We start from the raw sequence: 18,767 nt of genomic DNA, 5'->3' as shown, positions 1-18,767 counted from the left end.
GGAAGCCTGTAAAAACAAAGCCTGTGTTTTTGGTACACAGGCTTTTACAGCTAAATAAAATGATTAAAGTTCAACCTCCAGGTATAAATTGCTTTGCAGGTTATCTTCGGTTATCTCTTCCCCCTTTATAACGTTAACTCCATCGGTTATGAGTAAATTAACCACCCAGTATCCGGTCATCGTAAGGGAAAGTTTTCCTTTATAAAAACCTGCTATGGAATCATAGAGCAGATCTTCATTGTTTGGAGAACTATGATTTCCCATACCTGGCATTCTAGGGTCGATACCAATAACCAGATCGGTTACCGGCGAAAAAGTCATCATATCCTCCATTTTATAAAGATAGGCACCGATATCATTCGTGGCTACCTCAGGTTCAAAAGGGCGCTTCAAAGCCAGAACATAGCGATTTTCATCGTTTCCCATAAAAGATACTACTTCGGCATAGCGCTCACTAGACGCAACCATTAATGATCCGGATACAGAATAGGCAGTACCGGCTACCGTGAAATCTACTTTCAGTTCCCAGTACTCTTCAGAATTAGATGGCATCTGAAAGATCAAATATCCGGTACTTACCGCTTCGATCGCGGATGGACTTAGTGGGGAAGCCGGCGCAGAATGCATCATAGCATTCATATGCATAACAGGTTTCCAGTTAAGATCGGAAACTTCGATAAGTTCATCGGTTTCAGTGTCTCTGACCCCGATCATCAGCTCATTATACCCGGTATACAAGGCTTCATCCGTTCCATAGATCGCTACTTCATATCGACCTGCCTCCAGACTGGTTATCCTATGATATGCTGCCAAAGGATCTGCAGGCATGCTTGTATCATCATCTTTCGAACAAGAAGTAAATATTAAAGTGAGAAGAAAAATTTGAATAAAAGTTATGGTATTTTTCATGTTTAAATTTTAAGTACTATTACAATTAATTGATGGTGTATTTTAGAGAAAAGAAAACATTTCGACCCATTCTGGGGATATTATTCCAGTCTGAAAAAGTCGTATAGGATTCATCGAATACGTTCTCCACGCCCCCTTTTACATATACCGGCTGATCGAAAAGAGATAACTGTTTTCCGATACTCAACGATAACAAGGAGTACGAAGGGGTTCTGTCCTCTCCAAAATCCCCATTATAATTCACCTGAGGAGCAGCACCTTGAAAATCGATCGAAACATCCGCAAAACGATTATCATAATGGAAGCGACAAACGTAGGTCAAAGGACTGATAAAGGGCAGGCTTTCTCCTTTAGCTATGGTCCCTGAATGCCACGCGATATTTCCGCTTACACGGATATCCTTGAAGATTTGATATTCCAGATTCACAGTAGTGTTAAACAATTGAACATTGTTTATATTTTGATAGACCCGAACTCCTTCGGCTCCAAAGGTCATGACATCAAGATCGGGATCGGTTATTCCCAGTATATAATTGAACATATAGAAATAATTGGCGGTTAGTCCGACCATAAAATTCGTCCTTTGAAAACGCCAGCCTCCGGATATTTCCAGAGCGCTCTCATTCTTCAGGTTTGGATTCCCTATATAATCATGATTATCAAAACTATTGAACAGGTAAAATCCAAAGCCTTCCGAAACGGATGGGGCCCGGTTTCCGTATCCCACTCCAAAGTTCCAGCGCCATGAACCGACCGTACGTTTCAGAGCCAGACGCGTATTCATCAAAAAGCGCAGCTGCTCTTTTTCGAGTTCAGGATAAAAGATCTGCAGGCTTTTTCGTCCGAAGTCATCTTTTACCGAGAAGGATTGCATACCTGCACGTGCCGAAACCATCAGTTGCATATTGCGGAGATCGAGATGATCTTCAGCATAGAGTCCCTGATTGAAGGTATGTACGTCCGGCCAGGTTACCATATACATGTCTGGTTGCTCTGAATTATTGGAAAACATGGTCATTTCTGCAAAGGAGCGGTTATAGAAAGCATCCCATTTAATAAGAAGATCATGTTGCTGATTTCGAACATGCCCTTGCGCGTAGGCTCCTGTGGTTGTACTTTTTCCGGGCATATCCATTCGGATGGCAACATCTTCCCGATTGGAATCATCCATGATATGGGTTATGGTATTGAAATATAACTTTGCTTCAAAGTCATTCAATTTCCAAAATTCTGATCGACTATAGGTCAAACCACTGATCAAAGCTTCTGCCAGTGATACATCCATGGGAAGAGCAGCATAACCAACATCGGTCGCTCTGTCATAGATCATACTGGTTTTCAAAAGACTGTTTTCAGTAAGCTTAACTCCTGTATTTACTGAAAAATTGAGTTTCGAGTATTGAGTGAAATCGATCGTCTCACCCTTCCCATCGGTGTAATTATCTGCATGCCGATAAAAAATATCACTATCGATGTAAAACTTCCTTTTGGAAAATTTACCGGAAGCGCCCAAAATACGTGACCGATTATTGAATTCATAACCCGAAGTTAACGAGAGTTCCTGTCCGGAGTTAAAACCGGCATTCTCGGTTGCCAGGTCAATAGCACCACCCAGGGCATTACCATATAAAGCGCCACCCTGCCCTGAATGGATGGATGCGGTTTTGAGATTTGCGACCTCAACATAGGAGGTCACAGGATCCATCTTATCGGTACAGGCTGCGAATATTCGCATGCCATCGATACTGATCGCAAGTCTTTCAGAGGTCATATCATTAAGCATGGGCTCCCAGGCATAGGCACCTCTCCTGATCATACTGACTTTATCTGATTGTAGCAGATATTCATCAAGCATTCCCAAAGGTTTGGCAACTGCAGGTTCTTCATCACCACGCTTACCTGAGATCAATACCACCTCATCGAGTATCATCGGCACGATCGAATCTGTTTCAGTTTCCTTAATTTGTGCATGCAGATGTACAATGCCGGAAAACGAAAACAAGATCCACAGCAGACCGATATACCCGGGTAATTGTTTACGGATATACATTTCTGTAGATTTAAAAAATTAAAGATGTCAGGGACATATTCCCTGTGTCATTATCAGATCAGAAATGATTGTGGTGGAGGCAGAATAATAACAGGCTCATGATCGCTTTCAGAAAAAGTATAATGCATAGCCTTCGCCCTTTCAGAATCGAGGATCACTCTATTACCAAATTCCATATCGAACTCCTGAAAATATAGAGGACTGAATATTTCAATATTCCGAAGCCCGGTATTCATTTTGTTCTTTTCCATGGCTTCCGATTTCGCTGCGAGCATTTTCATCAGATAACATTTACCATCACAATGAAGTTCGGGCTTATCCGTATTCTCACAGAAATTGGCAATGATGTAATCCGTATTCAGCAAATAATCAACCACCGGTATTACCGGCTTGGTAAGTATAATTATAGCGATTAGGGATAAGAAGTATTTTGCCATTAACTATTAACCAAAGGGTTTCAAAGCCCGAGCGAATCAGGGGTACAAAATTTGGCGCAAATATAATGCAAAATTATGGTGTTATGAATTAAGAATTAAGAATTAAGAGTTAAGAATTAAGAGTTATGAATTTTGCGGCTCCCCCTCTTTCTGTACATAATGTTTTTCAATTATGAGTTCCGGGTATACATACGACGCACTTTTATCTGTACTTTGATGTACCTACGGCACATAATATCATCTATTTACACTGATACTAACATTGTAGTGTGCCTAACGCCACACTTCTGCCCATCAATTTCCACTTAATTACTAAAAGTCAAAATATTGAGCCCGTGAAAATACAACTAAGCCCGCGAAGCTCCCAAAAAAGAACTGAGCAAGCAGATCAAAAGATTCTAACCAGACAGTAATCCTATTCAGGATATTCCACCCTCAGGTGGTAGATATTTACAAGCTTTTGTTTTAATACTTTCTTGATCATCTGAATCTCTTTAAAAGTAATATTGGCATTCAGGAATTGCTCATCCTCCACCTGCTTGTTAATGATCCGGTCTACGAAACTATCGATAACCGCAAAGGTAGGCTCCTTAAGACTTTTGGATGCCGCTTCCACCGAATCTGCCATCATAAGAATTGCCGTTTCCCGGGAAAACGGTATCGGGCCGGGGTAACGGAAATCGTCCGGGTTCACTTCCTTATTCATCTCTTCTTCCTTTTTATAGAAGTAATAAACCATCGTGGTTCCATGGTGTGTTCTGATAAAATCGATCACCCGATCCGGTAAATTATGTTTTTTAGCGATCTCTATTCCTTCGATAACATGATCTATGATGATCGCTGCACTTTCTCTTGGTGACAGTTCATCATGAGGATTTACACTGGTGATCTGATTTTCGGTAAAGAACATCGGATTGCTCATTTTCCCTATATCATGAAATAAGGCCCCTACTCTAACGAGCATAGAATTCGCTCCGATCTCATTTGCTGCCGCTTCCGCAAGATTGGCTACCTGCAGGGAATGATGAAAGGTGCCGGGAGCCCGGTCTGAGAGCTCTTTTAAAAGTTTTGAATTGGTATCCGATAATTCCAACAGTGAAACATCAGAAACCAGTGAAAACAATTTTTCATAGATATAGATCAGCGGAAACGCAGCCAGTGTAGCAAGACCATTCAATATGAACATCGTAAAGATTAGCCAATCCGTATTCTCAAGATTTCCTTCATGGATGACATGAAAGGCGAAATAAGCCACGATATAGACCAAAGTGATCTGTCCTACCGAAATAAAGAGATTCGCTCGCTTATGGAGTTCAGAAATCGTCTGAATGGTCACGATACCTGCGATGATCTGTAAAAACACATATTCAAAACTGTTAGGCACGATGAATCCCAGCAATAATACGGTAAGCACATGGGCAAAAAGGCCGGTTCTAGGATCGAAAAAAGCTTTCAGTATTAAGGGCAGGATACATAAAGGTACCACATAAACATAATCGACATTGAACTTTACCACTGCGGTGGTAATAAAGATCATGACGAGTATATTAAAGAAAATAAAGGTTACTTTATTATTGTTCTCATAGATCTCAGGTCTGTACTTCTTCAGGAATAAGAGTAGCATCATCATGGCCAGAGCCACCAGTAAAACATACCCCAGAACGATCCAGTTATAATTATTCTCATTCCATAATTTGGATTGATATTCCCGTTTTAGTGAATATAGCTGATTGTACTTATCGCCTTCTACCACTTCCCCTTTCGCGATGATACGTTTCCCTTTATCTACACTTCCTCTTGTAGTGGTCACCTGAGCCAGCTCTTCATCAAGTGTTTTCTGAGTAAGCTCTTCATCCACGAATACATTGGGTCGGATGATATCGAAATACAAACTGTAAAACGAAGAAGAATAATCCTGAATGTTCTGCTCCCGAAGATAATTATTGATGATTTTTTCAAGCTCATTCAACTTTTGAAGACTGCTGTAAAGGACCGTCTTTTCCTCATTGCCGGTAACTACGTTCACCACCTTATCACCTTTAAAATCCAGTTCGCTTTGCACGACTCCCTTATCATAGATTCGATTCAATAATTGAAGTCCGTTATCCCGCAGGCGGTTGAACGTCCGGGAACCGAGGGTATCTTCATCAAAGAAAGTCGCAAACTTTTGTCTGAAATCCCGAATCACGGTCTGACGGATCACCGTGTCATAGGTGAAATATTCCGGATGATTCGCTCTGATTGTTTCCCTGTCATTTCTTATTTCATCGTCGGTCTTGTATATTGCGAAATCGAAAGGAGCGTAAAGTGTTTCATATTGCCAAAGTTTTCCCTTTTGAAAATCGTATTTGAACTTTCCTCCTTTTGGGAAAAAATATACGATCATCACGATGGTGACTATAAAGAGAAAGCCTTTGTAGATATGAGATTGATTTGAGTAAAGCCTATCGAGAAAACGCTTCATGAAGTGGGTTATTGATATTCAAAAGTATAAAAAAATCGCTTCCTTGCAGATTTTTATTAATATCGGGGTTCTTATGAAGATGTTTTTAAAATACCTAAATTCGCAACACTAAAACGAGTAAATTATGAATAAAGTAGTCATTGTTGCTGCAGCCCGTACACCGATCGGTAGCTTTATGGGGGCATTGTCTTCCATTCCCGCACCGAAATTAGGAGCCGCAGCCATTAAAGGAGCTCTGAACCAAATCGGACTCGATCCGTCTTTGGTGCAAGAGGTTCTGATGGGAAATGTAGTACAGGCAGGAGAAGGTCAGGCCCCAGCCAGGCAGGCCGCTATCTATGCCGGTATTCCCGATACCGTACCCTGTACAACTGTCAATAAAGTTTGCGCCAGCGGTATGAAAGCTGTGATGCAGGGCGCACAGGCAATCGCTTTAGGCGATGCCGACATCATCGTTGCAGGTGGTATGGAAAATATGAGCCAGATCCCACATTATCTGTACATGCGTCAGGGTGTGAAATTCGGTCCGGGTACCCTCACCGATGGTTTGCAAAGGGACGGTCTTGTCGATGCCTATGACCAGAATGCGATGGGAGTATGTGCGGATGCCTGCGCTACCGAATATAAATTTTCAAGGGAAGACCAGGATGCTTTTGCAATACAGTCGTATACCCGATCTGCCGACGCCTGGAAAGCCGGAAAATTTGATGATGAAGTGGTTCCGGTAGAAGTTCCTCAACGGAAAGGTGAACCCGTGATCGTTAAAGAAGATGAAGAATATAAAAATGTAATACTGGATAAAATACCAGCCCTGAGACCAGCGTTTACCAAAGACGGTACCGTAACGGCTGCCAATGCTTCCACAATCAATGATGGAGCTGGTGCTGTTGTACTGATGAGTGAAGCCAAAGCCAAAGAACTTGGGATAACGCCACTTGCAACCATACTTAGCTATGCAGATGCAGCCCACGAACCTAAATGGTTTACCACTGCTCCCGCAAAAGCATTGCCAAAGGCTCTGGATAAAGCAGGGCTCAAACTTGACGAGATTGATTATTTTGAATTCAATGAGGCATTCTCCGTGGTGGGACTCGCCAATATGAAAATTCTTGGACTCAGCGATGATAAAGTTAACGTAAACGGAGGTGCAGTCTCCCTCGGTCATCCATTGGGATGTTCCGGAGTACGAATCCTGATCACGCTGTTAAACGTTCTTAAACAGAACAATGCCGGTAAAGGAGCAGCCGCAATCTGTAATGGTGGTGGTGGAGCCTCGGCGATCGTTGTTGAAAGAATGTAGTATAAAAACCATTTACACTGAATGCAATACGGAATCTGTAACCTGAGTATCGTACCGCTTAGACTGGAGCCTGCAATGAATGCTGAACAAACCTCACAGGTGTTGTTCGGTGAATTCTTTAAGGTACTTGACCGAAGAAAACATTGGAGCAGGATTCGTCTTGCATTCGATAAATTTGAAGGCTGGATCGATAATAAACAGTATACGCTTCTTGAAGAGTCCGTTTACAAGGTGCTGGAAAAAGAACCGGCAGCACTGTCGGCAGACCTTGTGGAATTCGTGTTCGATGACAACAACAACCTGATGCCTGTACCTTTAGGCTGTAATACCGGCACTGTATCCCAGATCGGTTTTCATTTTGACGGCAGAAAGATTTCTGGAAAAAATCCGAAGGAAGACCTTATCAAAACTGCATTTCTCTACCTGAATTGTCCTGAATTACGGGGAGGAAAGACACCATTTGGTATCGATGCCGCCGGATTTGCTCAGATGGTCTATCACCTCAATGGTTATCAGATCAAAAGACAGGCGGATGAACAGGCTAAAATGGGAGACGCCTTAAGTTTTATAGAAGAAAGTGAACCCGGCGATCTCGCTTTCTTTGATAATGAAGAAGGGGTTATCGTACATGTGGGCATCATCATGGAAAATAATTATATCATCCATGTCGACGGCAAAGTTAGAATTGACAGGATAGACCATAGTGGGATCTTCAATGTTGATTCCCGTACACATACTCACAAACTGAGAGTGATCAAGAAGATCATTTGATCGCTCTCTGGAAAAGAGATAGGAAGTAAAATAAAAAAGGACCGCAAATGCGGTCCTTTAATTTTTATAAAGTCGAAATCCTATTGCTCAAGCGTTGAAAGTTTATCTTTCATTTCTTTGAATTTCGCTGTCTCTCCGATGTTTCCGTAGATATTCATAAGAGTTCTGGTAGCATCAACATTGTTTGGATTGATTTCAAGAAGTTTCTCAAGATAAGGAATAGCATCTCTGTAAACCTGCTCACGCTCTCCTTTCAATTCGTCATAACGTTTGTTATCAGCAGAAGTGTTTCCAAGTCCGTTCATTTCATCAACGATACCTTGTTCTCTTGACAACACCTCTGAAGCCATGTTCAGGTAAGTATTCTCACTTTTAGGATCTAGCTCCAGAGAACGCTGATAATATTCCATAGCTTTTTCGTGATCACCTTGTTCTGCAGTAATTACACCAAGGTTATAGAATAGTACAGGATTGTTCGGATCTTTTTGGATAGCTTCTTCCATCAATGCTCTGAATTTCTCCTTATCCCCTAATTTAATGTAAAGGTTAGCTTCTGTAAGCAACAGGTTGATATCCTCAGGATTCGCTGCTCTTGCATCTTTCATCGCTGCAATAGCCTTCTCTGTTTCACCCTGCTGACTGTAGATAAGTCCGATATTCTTAACGATCTCAGGAAGTCTTGACTCCGTTTTTTGTTCTTCAGGATTGATATGGGTTCCTGCTTTAACCATTAAGTCACGGTTAGATTCAGTTCCAAGATCTTCAACTTGTCCTGTTTCCTTATTGGTAGCAACATACTGAGTAGACTCACCGGTATACCCCATATCTTTAAGAGCCAGATAGTACTCAAGGGATTTCTCATACTGCTCAGCCTGAACAGCTCCTGAAGCTGCGTAATAAAGATAATCAGCATTTCCGCTGAGTTCATAGGCCAGATAGAGTTTATCTGCACCTTCGGCGTACTTATTGTTCTTGTTATCTTCTACCGCTGAATTTACCAGGTCGTTTGCCATTTGGTTCATGTAGGCTTTGGCTTCTTCGGTATACTTTACTTTGGTGCCTTTTTCAAACTCGATGAGTTTGTTCAGGTTTTCGGCAGCCAATTGATAAGATTGAGGTACTTCTAAACCTTTTTTCCCCATCTCACCATAGGTCTTCCCTAAAAGAAAGTAGTACTGAGACTTATATTTTTCATCTGCGGCATCAATGCTTCCGGAAATTCCGTCCAGTGCAGTTTTGGCCTCGGCCACACTACCGTTTTCCAATGCCTTCTCAGCATCTCTCAATTCTTTCTTCTGAGCGATGGCAAAGGTCGAAAATAATACAGCTGAAGCTATTAAAATTCGCTTTTTCATTTCTAATTCAATATTTGTGTTTAATGTTAATTTTTAATTTTCGGTTTCTCCTTGTCCAATATCCGTGCCATCTTCGTTCACCTCAATATCCTTAACATCATCGATCTCGTCTTCACTGCGAGGTACTTTAGCTACTGCAGCAATAGAATCATTCTTCAGGTTGATGAGTTTTACCCCTTGGGTAGCACGCCCCATAACCCTCAGATCTTCAACAGATAACCTGATCGCAACTCCGGATTTGGTAATGATCATAAGATCATCGCTGTCCGACACGTTTTTAATGGCTACTAATTTACCGGTTTTTTCTGTAATAGACATGGTTTTTACACCTTTACCACCTCTGTTGGTGATTCGATAAACCGCTTCTCCATCCTCAGGATCATCGAGGTAGGTACGTTTTCCATATCCATTTTCAGAAACCACCAGAATATTCTCTTCCATATTATGGATGGAAAGCATTCCGATCACTTCATCCTTATCATCGGCAAGACTGATCCCGCGTACCCCACTGGCATTTCTACCCATAGGTCGGGTCTTGCTTTCTTCGAAACGGATAGCCTTACCAGACTTAACCGCGAGGAGGATCTGACTGTTTCCGGTAGTAAGTTTTGCTTCCAGCAATTCGTCATCCTCTCTTACGGTTATCGCATTGATACCGTTCTGACGGGGACGTGAATACTGCTCCAGAGATGTTTTCTTGACAATACCTTGTCTGGTTGCCATTATGACATAATGACTGTTGATATATTCTTCATCTTTCAGGTCTTTGGTACAGATGAAAGCTTTCACCTTATCATCCTGTTCGATGTTGATCAGATTCTGAATCGCTCTACCCTTGGAGGTTTTACTACCTTCAGGGATCTCGTAGACACGCATCCAGAAACATTTACCTTTTTGTGTAAAGAAGAGCATATACTGGTGATTGGTACCGATGAACATATGCTCAAGGAAGTCTTCGTTACGTGTTGAAGATCCTTTCTGACCAACTCCCCCTCTGTTCTGAGTTTTATATTCAGAGAGCGAGGTACGCTTGATATAACCCGCATGTGAGATCGTAATCACCACTTGCTCATCCGGTATCATATCTTCGATACTGAGGTCACCACCTGCATATTCGATTTGAGAACGACGGGCATCCCCGTATTTTTGTTCCACTTCCAACAGCTCATCTTTGATGATCTCCATTCTGCGTTCCTTTCTGGCAAGGATATCTTTACAATCTTCGATGAATTTCATGGTCTCATCGTATTCTGTACGCAATTTATCCTGCTCCAGTCCGGTTAACTGACGAAGTCTCATTTCTACGATCGCTTTCGCCTGTATCTCGGAAAGCTTAAAGCGTTCGATAAGTTTTTCCCTTGCCTCCTCAGCATTTGAGGAAGAACGTATCAGCGCGATCACTTCGTCGATATTATCTGAAGCGATGATGAGACCTTCCAGAATATGCGCTCTTTCTTCCGCCTTTCTCAATTCGTACTCGGTACGTCTTACTACAACCTCATGACGATGGTCCACAAAATGCACGATCATATCCTTGAGATTGAGCATTTGCGGTCTGCCGTTCACCAATGCGATATTGTTCACACTGAAAGATGACTGCAACGCTGTGTATTTATAGAGCAGGTTCAGTACGATATTAGGAATCGCATCGCGTTTTAAGATGTAAACGACACGCATCCCTTTTCGATCCGATTCATCTCTGATATTGGAGATACCTTCAATCTTCTTATCATTGACAAGGTCGGCGGTCTTTTTGATCATTTCCGCCTTGTTCACCTGATACGGAATTTCCGTTACCACGATAGCCTCACGGCCATTTATTTCCTCGTGATGCGCCTTAGCACGCATAACGATTCTTCCTCTTCCGGTCTTAAATGCTTCCTTAACACCGTCGTATCCGTAAATGATACCTCCGGTAGGAAAATCCGGAGCTTTAATATATTCAGTGAGTTCATCGATCTCGATGTCGTGATTATCGATGTAAGCTACGATACCCTGCACTACTTCAGAAAGATTATGCGGAGGCATGTTCGTCGCCATACCTACAGCGATACCGGAGGCACCGTTGATCAACAGGTTAGGTACCCGGGTTGGCAATACCTTTGGTTCTTTCAGCGTATCATCGAAGTTCAGCTGGTGATCTACCGTTTCCTTTTCGATGTCAGCCAGCATATCTTCAGAGATCTTTCTCATTCTGGCCTCTGTATAACGCATTGCAGCCGGGCTGTCACCATCGATGGATCCAAAGTTACCCTGACCATCCACAAGCATGTAGCGCATGCTCCATTCCTGAGCCATACGAACCATGGTATCATACACGGAGGAGTCTCCATGTGGGTGGTATTTACCCAAAACCTCACCTACAATTCTGGCAGATTTTTTATAAGCAGTGTTAGAACGCACTCCTAATTCGTGCATACCGAACAAAACTCTTCTGTGAACCGGCTTCAAACCATCGCGAACATCAGGCAATGCACGTGACACAATGACGGACATCGAATAATCGATGTAAGCCGATTTCATCTCATCTTCAATATTAATAGGAATCAGTTTTTCTCCTTCGGCCATATTAATTTATTTACGTTAGCGTATATTTATAAATCGTGCCAATATACATATTTTATTACCCTTCTGGGGTGTTTAGTCTATAGTTTTTTAATCAATTTATTAACAAAAAAAACCCGACTTGCCGTTAATAAATTCACTGTTAATTATTTTGTTTTTGGCACATTTTTTTGTCTATTAGCTAAAAGTACCATTAATTAAGGTATAGTTTTTGTCTGGTAATAGTTGTTTTACTATTTTTAATTGAAGAAAGGATAAGTGTATGGATGACAATTTTTCACCACGGGTAAAAGATGTGATCGCCTATAGCAAGGAAGAAGCCCTCAGATTGGGTCACGACTTCATAGGGACAGAACATCTTATGCTCGGATTACTAAGAGACGGAAGCGGAAAAGCAATAGATATACTCACAGCCCTGAGCATCGATCTTAACACGCTTAGACGGAAGGTGGAGATCCTTAGTCCGGCAAATCCCAATTTCAGCGTTAATGCCAATGAAAAAAGGAACCTCCATCTAACACGACAGGCTGAACGTGCCCTGAAGACCACGTTCCTCGAAGCAAAACTGTTTCAGAGTTCCTCTATTAATACCGCACACCTGTTGCTGTGTATTCTGAGAAATGAAAACGACCCGACCACCAAGTTGCTGAATAAGCTCAAGGTAGATTACGATAATGTTAAAGAACAATTCAAACTGATGATCACAAGCGAAGACGATTATATAGAATCTCCGACCTCTGAATCGTATTCAGATGATCCAGGAGACAGCGATGACGCTAAAGACAATCCATTCAGCAGTTCAGCAGGCGGGACCAAGACCAATAAAAAGTCTAAAACCCCGGTACTGGACAACTTCGGTCGTGACCTCACCCAACTGGCTGAGGAAGACAAACTGGATCCGGTTGTCGGAAGAGAAAAAGAAATTGAACGGGTGTCCCAGATTCTCAGCAGACGCAAAAAGAACAATCCGCTTCTCATCGGAGAACCCGGAGTTGGTAAAAGCGCCATTGCTGAAGGACTCGCACTTCGAATTATAAAGAAAAAAGTATCGAGAATCCTATACAACAAACGAGTGGTCACTCTTGACCTCGCCTCTCTTGTCGCCGGCACCAAATACCGCGGACAATTCGAGGAACGTATGAAGGCAGTGATGAACGAACTCGAAAAGAATGACGATATCATCCTTTTCATCGATGAGATCCACACCATCGTCGGTGCCGGTGGAGCCACCGGAAGCCTCGACGCTTCCAACATGTTCAAACCAGCTCTGGCCAGAGGTGAGATCCAATGTATCGGTGCCACCACACTTGACGAATACAGACAGTATATCGAGAAAGATGGAGCGCTGGAGCGTCGTTTCCAGAAGGTTATCGTGGAACCTACCTCAGTAGAAGAGACCATCGAAATCCTTCACAATATCAAAGGAAAATACGAAGAGCATCACAATGTGACCTATACCGATGAAGCCATCGAATCCTGCGTGAAGCTCACCAACAGATATCTCACAGACCGTTTTCTTCCGGACAAGGCGATCGATGCACTTGACGAAGCAGGTTCCCGTGTACATATCACCAATATGGAAGTGCCGAAGCAGATCCTCGAACTCGAAAAACAACTCGAAGCGGTTAAGGAACTCAAGAATTCTGTCGTTAAAAAACAGAAATACGAAGAGGCTGCTAAATTGAGAGACGATGAAAAACGCCTGGAAAAAGACCTTCAGGTTGCTCAGGATAAATGGGAAGAAGATTCCAAACTTCACAGAGAAACCGTTTCCAGCGAAAACGTAGCCGATGTGGTTTCCATGATGAGTGGCGTTCCGGTAAGCCGAATCGCTCAAGCGGAAAGTTCTAAACTCGCCGAACTGCCTAACCTTATCAAAGGAAGGGTGATCGGTCAGGATCAGGCGGTTGCCAAAGTCGTGAAAGCGATACAACGTAACCGTGCCGGACTAAAAGACCCGGATAAACCGATCGGATCTTTCATCTTCCTTGGACAGACCGGCGTCGGTAAAACCCAGCTCGCTAAAGTATTGGCCAGTAAACTATTCGATTCTGAAGACGCATTGATCCGAATCGATATGAGTGAATACATGGAGAAATTCGCCGTTTCCAGACTGATCGGTGCACCTCCGGGATACGTAGGTTATGAAGAAGGCGGACAGCTTACTGAAAAAGTAAGGAGAAAGCCTTATTCTGTTATTCTGCTGGATGAAGTTGAAAAAGCGCACCCGGATGTATTCAACATGTTGCTTCAGGTTCTCGATGACGGTTATCTGACTGATAGCCTGGGCAGAAAAATCGATTTCAGGAATACGATCATCATCATGACCTCGAATATCGGAGCTCGACAGCTTAAAGACTTCGGTCAGGGTGTCGGATTCGGTACGGCAGCGAAAAAAGCTCAGGCAGACGATCACTCGAAAAGCGTGATCGAAAATGCATTGAAAAAAGCTTTCGCTCCCGAGTTTCTGAACAGGATCGATGATGTGGTGGTCTTCAACCCACTCGAAAGAGAAGATATCCACAAGATCATCGATATCGAACTCGATAAACTATATAACAGGATCAAAGGCCTGGGATACAATCTGGAACTCACCAAAAAAGCTAAGGACTATATCGCAGATAAAGGTTTCGATAAGCAATATGGTGCCAGACCGCTGAAACGAGCGATCCAGAAATATATCGAAGATGCACTTGCTGAAGAGATCATTACTGCTAAGCTTGTAGAAGGCGACAGTATTATGATGGATCTGAACGAAGCAAATGACGAACTCACGATCAATATCAAGAAAGCAGAAGAATCTGCAGAATCCTGATAATGAATCACCATATTTCAATTAAAAGCTGTCTTATTTCAAAGGCAGCTTTTTTTTATTTAATTTAATGTTCAACAATAAGTATTCTGCTTAATTTCGCAACTCAATACACAAAATAATGTCAGATAACAAGATCATAATAGGCAGTGAGGAATGGGTCTCCCTTCCTGAATTAAAGATCCCGGCAATAAAAGTTCGGGTTGACAGTGGAGCGAAAACTTCCGCCCTGCACGCAGTAAATATCCAGCCATTTCAAAGAAACAATGAAACCTGGGTTTCCTTTGATGTGTATCCGTTACAGAACAACGGAAAACATATGATTCACTGCGAAGCCTATGTTATCGACAAAAGAGTGATCAAAAGTTCGACCGGAAATCGCGAGAACCGATACATTATCAGATCTTCCTTTGCAGTTGGCGATGTATCCTGGGATATCGAAGTCTCTCTGACCAATCGTGATTCTATGGGGTATCGCATGCTCTTCGGAAGAGAAGCGATGAAAGGAAGAATGCTGGTCGATCCGGATCACAGTTTTATGCTCGGCAACCTGTCTAATGACGAACTCGAACAAAAATATAAGGCTCCGGTAAAGAAATCTAACGGACTTAAGATCGGACTCCTCGCGAGTAATCCTGACCTCTATAGCAATCGTCGTATCATTGAGGCAGGCGAAAGCATGGGCCACGAGATCGAATTCTACAACCTCAGACAATGCTACATAAAACTGGACGCACAATCGCCCGAAATTCATTACCGGGGAGGAAAACTCCTGAATGAACTCGATGCAGTTATTCCACGTATCCGCCCCAGCATGACCTATTACGGCTGTGCACTGACCCGGCAATTCGAATCGATGAATATATTCTGTCTGAACAAAGCAACTGCGATCAGTAACTCCAGAGACAAACTTTACTCCCTGCAGCTTTTATTACAACAGGGCGTTGAAATTCCAACTACCGGGTTTGCCAATTCACCGCTGGACACCAACGATCTGATCAAAATGGTAGGCGGCTCACCACTCATCATCAAGTTACTGGAAGGTACTCAGGGTAAAGGTGTCGTTCTTGCGGAAACCAAAAAGGCGGCAGAAAGCGTAATTAATGCCTTTAAAAGCCTTAACGCCAACATTCTGGTACAGGAGTTCATCAAGGAGGCGAACGGTAAGGATATCCGCTGTTTTGTGATCGATGGCAAAGTTGTAGCTGCCATGCAAAGAACCGCACCTCCCGGAGAATTCCGGGCAAACGTACACCTTGGTGGAGTGGCCTCTCTGGTTAAGGTTACTTCTGAAGAAAAAAGAATCGCTGTTAAGGCAACAAAAGCCATGGGACTGCATGTAGCAGGCGTTGACATTATCCGCTCTTCCAAAGGTCCCCTTTTACTGGAAGTGAATTCGTCTCCGGGATTGGAGGGAATCGAATCTGCCACAGACAAAGATATTGCAGCTTTAATGATACGTTCTATCGAAAAACACCTGAATTGGAAAGGAATATCTGAGTAATTTTTAGAGTTGTATCTAAAATTTTATACCTTAGGGTATTGAAAAACGAACTGAAAAGTTCCGAATCGGTATCGGAACATAAATGAATTATGAACACAACTCCCCCAATTCTCGAAAACCTTATAAAGACTTATAAGACAGATTTTGGTATCTTTCATATTTACCCGGATTATGTAGTCGGGCAATTCTATGAAGGTACCGCATTGGAGATCGATCAGATCTTCGAACTATCAACTATCGCAGAAGTCCATTATGAAAATAAGGACTATGCATATATATCCTATCGCGTCAATAGTTACGCCCTTGATCCAACACTTTATTCACACATCAAGGAATTAGAAAACCTCAAAGGAATCGCCATTGTTACCAAGCGGGAAAATGACCGGCACAATTTTAAAATTGAGCAGTATTTTTACGCTAAAAATATGGAAATTTTTTACAACTTAAGTGAGGCAATTGACTGGGTATATACCATTATCGATTAAATTAACCTGATATTCGAATTCATTTTACACAATCGATTTAAACACAGACATTTGCCTGATTTAATTCCTCCAGAATCCTATGTCTAAAACGATAAATCTCGGCTTTTGTAAACTATGCTGTCATGACGACTATGTAGTAAGTGAGATCAACGAAGGTGTGGATATGACTAAAGAACAACATGTGCATATCCTTGAGGCTCTCACAGAATGCTACAAGGATCGCCCGTTTGGCTATATATCCAACAGAAAATATTCATTTTCCTTAAACCCTATCCATCTGACTGAATATGTAAATCTGGCAGAGAACCTGATCGTTTATGGTGTTGTCGCCAATAACCCGGCACAACGTTTAAGCTATGCGATCGAAAAGATATTCTTCTCCAAACCCCTGCACTATTTTACGTCATATGATAACGCGGTGAAATGGGCTAAAGAATCGGTTCAAAAATATAAGGATAGTGACTTGAAAGCGCAAAAGTCTGCCTGACTCCTAAAACCAACGCCATATCTCGGGAAGCCCTAGGCTGTCTGCCTGATAAATTCAGAACGACCCGCCATGTACTATATACTGCTTTTCTGCGAACTGCGTTTTATCAATCCTGGAACATTTCCGGAGTGAATTCGATGGAATGCATGAATGCTTTGGTAGCTTCTATATCATCGTGTAATACCCGGTCTTTTTCCACAAAGGGAACTTTTTCCACAAAAGCCGCATAGAAATCCTCCAACACAGGCGATGTCTTCAAAGGTCTTCTGAAATTCAGAGCCTGCGCTGCATTCAGCAACTCGATCGCGAGAATAGATCTTAAATTCTCAACGATCCGGTACGTTTTAGTAGCTCCATTCGCCCCCATACTTACATGATCCTCTTGTCCGTTGGAAGAAACAATACTATCGATGCTCGCCGGTGTAGCCAACTGCTTGTTCTGACTCGCGATACTGGCAGCGGTATATTGAGGGATCATAAGACCGGAATTAAGCCCGGGATCATTTACAAGAAATGCAGGCAATCCGCGAAGTCCGGCGATTAACTGGTAGGTGCGCCTTTCCGAGATACTACCCAGCTCAGATAGGGATATTCCCAGAAAATCCAAGGCCAGCGCCAAAGGCTGCCCATGGAAATTACCTCCTGAAATGATCATATCTTCATTTTCAAAGATATTCGGATTATCCGTAACCGAATTTATTTCTGTCTTGAATACTTTCCTTACATAACACAAGGCATCCTTGGATGCTCCATGAACCTGTGGTATACAGCGGAATGAATAAGGATCCTGAACATGTTTTTTCTCCTGAACTGCCAATTCACTGCCTTCGGTAAACTTAAGAATACGCTCGGCAGTCTTTACCTGTCCCCGATGCGGTCTGATCAAATGTATCAGCTTATTGAAAGGCTCGAGTCTACCGTCGAAGGCCTCCAGCGAAAGCGCCCCGATCATATCAGCAAGCCAGGATAATTTATAGGATTGAAGAATACACCATATTCCATAGGCACTCATGAACTGAGTTCCATTGAGCAAGGCTAGCCCTTCTTTCGATTGTAACGTAATAGGATCCCATTGAAAACGTTCATTAACTGCAGCAGCAGCACAAACCTCCCCTTCGAAAGATACCATGCCCTTACCGATAAGCGGAAGTGCCAGATGAGCCAGTGGCGCCAAATCTCCTGAAGCCCCTAAAGATCCCTGCGTATAAACGATCGGGAAGACCTCATGATTATAGAAATCTATAAGCCGGTTCACCGTTGCCAGCTGCACTCCTGAATGTCCGTAACTCAAAGACTGTATCTTTAGCAACAACATTAGTTTAACCACCTCATTAGGCACCGTCTCACCTGTACCACAGGCATGCGACATAACGAGATTTTCCTGTAGTTGGCTCAGATTATCACCCGATATCTTAATATTGCAAAGTGATCCAAACCCCGTATTGATCCCATAAACCGGTGAGGCATCGGCTGCGATCTTACGATCGAGATAACTTCTGCAGTTCTCGATATTTACCCGCGCTTCATCCGATAATTTCAACTTTAGATCATCCTTTAAAATCGAATGTACGGTTTGCAGATCCAGTACATCTGACGAGATGTAATAATATTCACTCATGTAATTATTA

13 protein-coding genes are annotated in these 18,767 nt (G+C 42.6%); 6 read left to right on the top strand and 7 right to left on the bottom strand.

What is annotated here, in order from left to right:
* Window positions 1-63: 63 nt before the first annotated feature.
* The 4 genes from DMZ48_RS12660 to DMZ48_RS12645 all read right to left on the bottom strand — a co-directional run bounded on the left by DMZ48_RS12660 (window position 64) and on the right by DMZ48_RS12645 (window position 5,860).
* Window positions 64-909: an outer membrane protein assembly factor BamD gene (locus DMZ48_RS12660; protein WP_143955521.1), complete on the bottom strand. Its 846-nt coding sequence runs from the start codon at window positions 907-909 to the stop codon at window positions 64-66.
* Window positions 910-934: 25 nt separating this feature from the next.
* Window positions 935-2,959: a TonB-dependent receptor plug domain-containing protein gene (locus DMZ48_RS12655; RefSeq protein ID WP_143955520.1), complete on the bottom strand. Its 2,025-nt coding sequence runs from the start codon at window positions 2,957-2,959 to the stop codon at window positions 935-937.
* Between the two features lie 53 nt (window positions 2,960-3,012).
* Complete coding sequence (locus tag DMZ48_RS12650; protein WP_143955519.1) at window positions 3,013-3,396, bottom strand: hypothetical protein; 384 nt, start codon at window positions 3,394-3,396, stop codon at window positions 3,013-3,015.
* A 415-nt stretch (window positions 3,397-3,811) separates the two neighbouring features.
* The gene (locus DMZ48_RS12645) at window positions 3,812-5,860 is read right to left on the bottom strand and encodes an HD family phosphohydrolase (protein WP_143955518.1); all 2,049 of its coding nucleotides are present in this window, start codon (window positions 5,858-5,860) and stop codon (window positions 3,812-3,814) included.
* Between the two features lie 124 nt (window positions 5,861-5,984).
* Here DMZ48_RS12645 and DMZ48_RS12640 point away from each other — a divergent pair, with 124 nt between their 5' ends.
* The gene (locus tag DMZ48_RS12640; RefSeq protein WP_143955517.1) at window positions 5,985-7,160 is read left to right on the top strand and encodes an acetyl-CoA C-acyltransferase; all 1,176 of its coding nucleotides are present in this window, start codon (window positions 5,985-5,987) and stop codon (window positions 7,158-7,160) included.
* 21 nt (window positions 7,161-7,181) lie between these two features.
* A complete protein-coding gene (locus tag DMZ48_RS12635; RefSeq protein WP_143955516.1) occupies window positions 7,182-7,931 on the top strand; it encodes a C40 family peptidase in 750 nt (249 codons plus the stop codon).
* An 80-nt stretch (window positions 7,932-8,011) separates the two neighbouring features.
* On the opposite strand, the gene DMZ48_RS12630 is transcribed toward DMZ48_RS12635, so the two are convergent.
* Together DMZ48_RS12630 and gyrA are read right to left on the bottom strand one after the other, a co-directional pair.
* On the bottom strand, window positions 8,012-9,286 hold the full coding sequence (locus DMZ48_RS12630; RefSeq protein ID WP_143955515.1) for a tetratricopeptide repeat protein: 1,275 nt from the start codon (window positions 9,284-9,286) through the stop codon (window positions 8,012-8,014).
* A 33-nt stretch (window positions 9,287-9,319) separates the two neighbouring features.
* Entirely contained in the window at window positions 9,320-11,854 is a 2,535-nt protein-coding gene (gene gyrA / locus DMZ48_RS12625) for a DNA gyrase subunit A (RefSeq protein WP_143955514.1), read from the bottom strand.
* 259 nt (window positions 11,855-12,113) lie between these two features.
* On the opposite strand from gyrA, the gene DMZ48_RS12620 reads away from it, so the two are divergent.
* The 4 genes from DMZ48_RS12620 (at window position 12,114) to DMZ48_RS12605 (ending at window position 17,139) form a co-directional block, all read left to right on the top strand.
* Window positions 12,114-14,666: an ATP-dependent Clp protease ATP-binding subunit gene (locus DMZ48_RS12620; RefSeq protein ID WP_143955513.1), complete on the top strand. Its 2,553-nt coding sequence runs from the start codon at window positions 12,114-12,116 to the stop codon at window positions 14,664-14,666.
* Between the two features lie 118 nt (window positions 14,667-14,784).
* Window positions 14,785-16,167 (top strand): 30S ribosomal protein S6--L-glutamate ligase, encoded by a 1,383-nt coding sequence (rimK, locus tag DMZ48_RS12615; protein ID WP_143955512.1) that lies wholly within the window; start codon window positions 14,785-14,787, stop codon window positions 16,165-16,167.
* Between the two features lie 89 nt (window positions 16,168-16,256).
* A complete protein-coding gene (locus tag DMZ48_RS12610) occupies window positions 16,257-16,652 on the top strand; it encodes an STAS/SEC14 domain-containing protein (RefSeq protein WP_143955511.1) in 396 nt (131 codons plus the stop codon).
* Window positions 16,653-16,731: 79 nt separating this feature from the next.
* Window positions 16,732-17,139: a hypothetical protein gene (locus DMZ48_RS12605; protein WP_143955510.1), complete on the top strand. Its 408-nt coding sequence runs from the start codon at window positions 16,732-16,734 to the stop codon at window positions 17,137-17,139.
* A gap of 106 nt (window positions 17,140-17,245) precedes the next feature.
* Here DMZ48_RS12605 and hutH read toward each other — a convergent pair whose 3' ends face one another.
* Window positions 17,246-18,757 (bottom strand): histidine ammonia-lyase, encoded by a 1,512-nt coding sequence (gene hutH / locus DMZ48_RS12600; protein WP_143955509.1) that lies wholly within the window; start codon window positions 18,755-18,757, stop codon window positions 17,246-17,248.
* Window positions 18,758-18,767: the final 10 nt, after the last annotated feature.

It is taken from the genome of Robertkochia solimangrovi (assembly GCF_007279655.1).
Taxonomy (GTDB): domain Bacteria; phylum Bacteroidota; class Bacteroidia; order Flavobacteriales; family Flavobacteriaceae; genus Robertkochia; species Robertkochia solimangrovi.
This window is presented reverse-complemented; position numbering and strand designations above follow the sequence as displayed.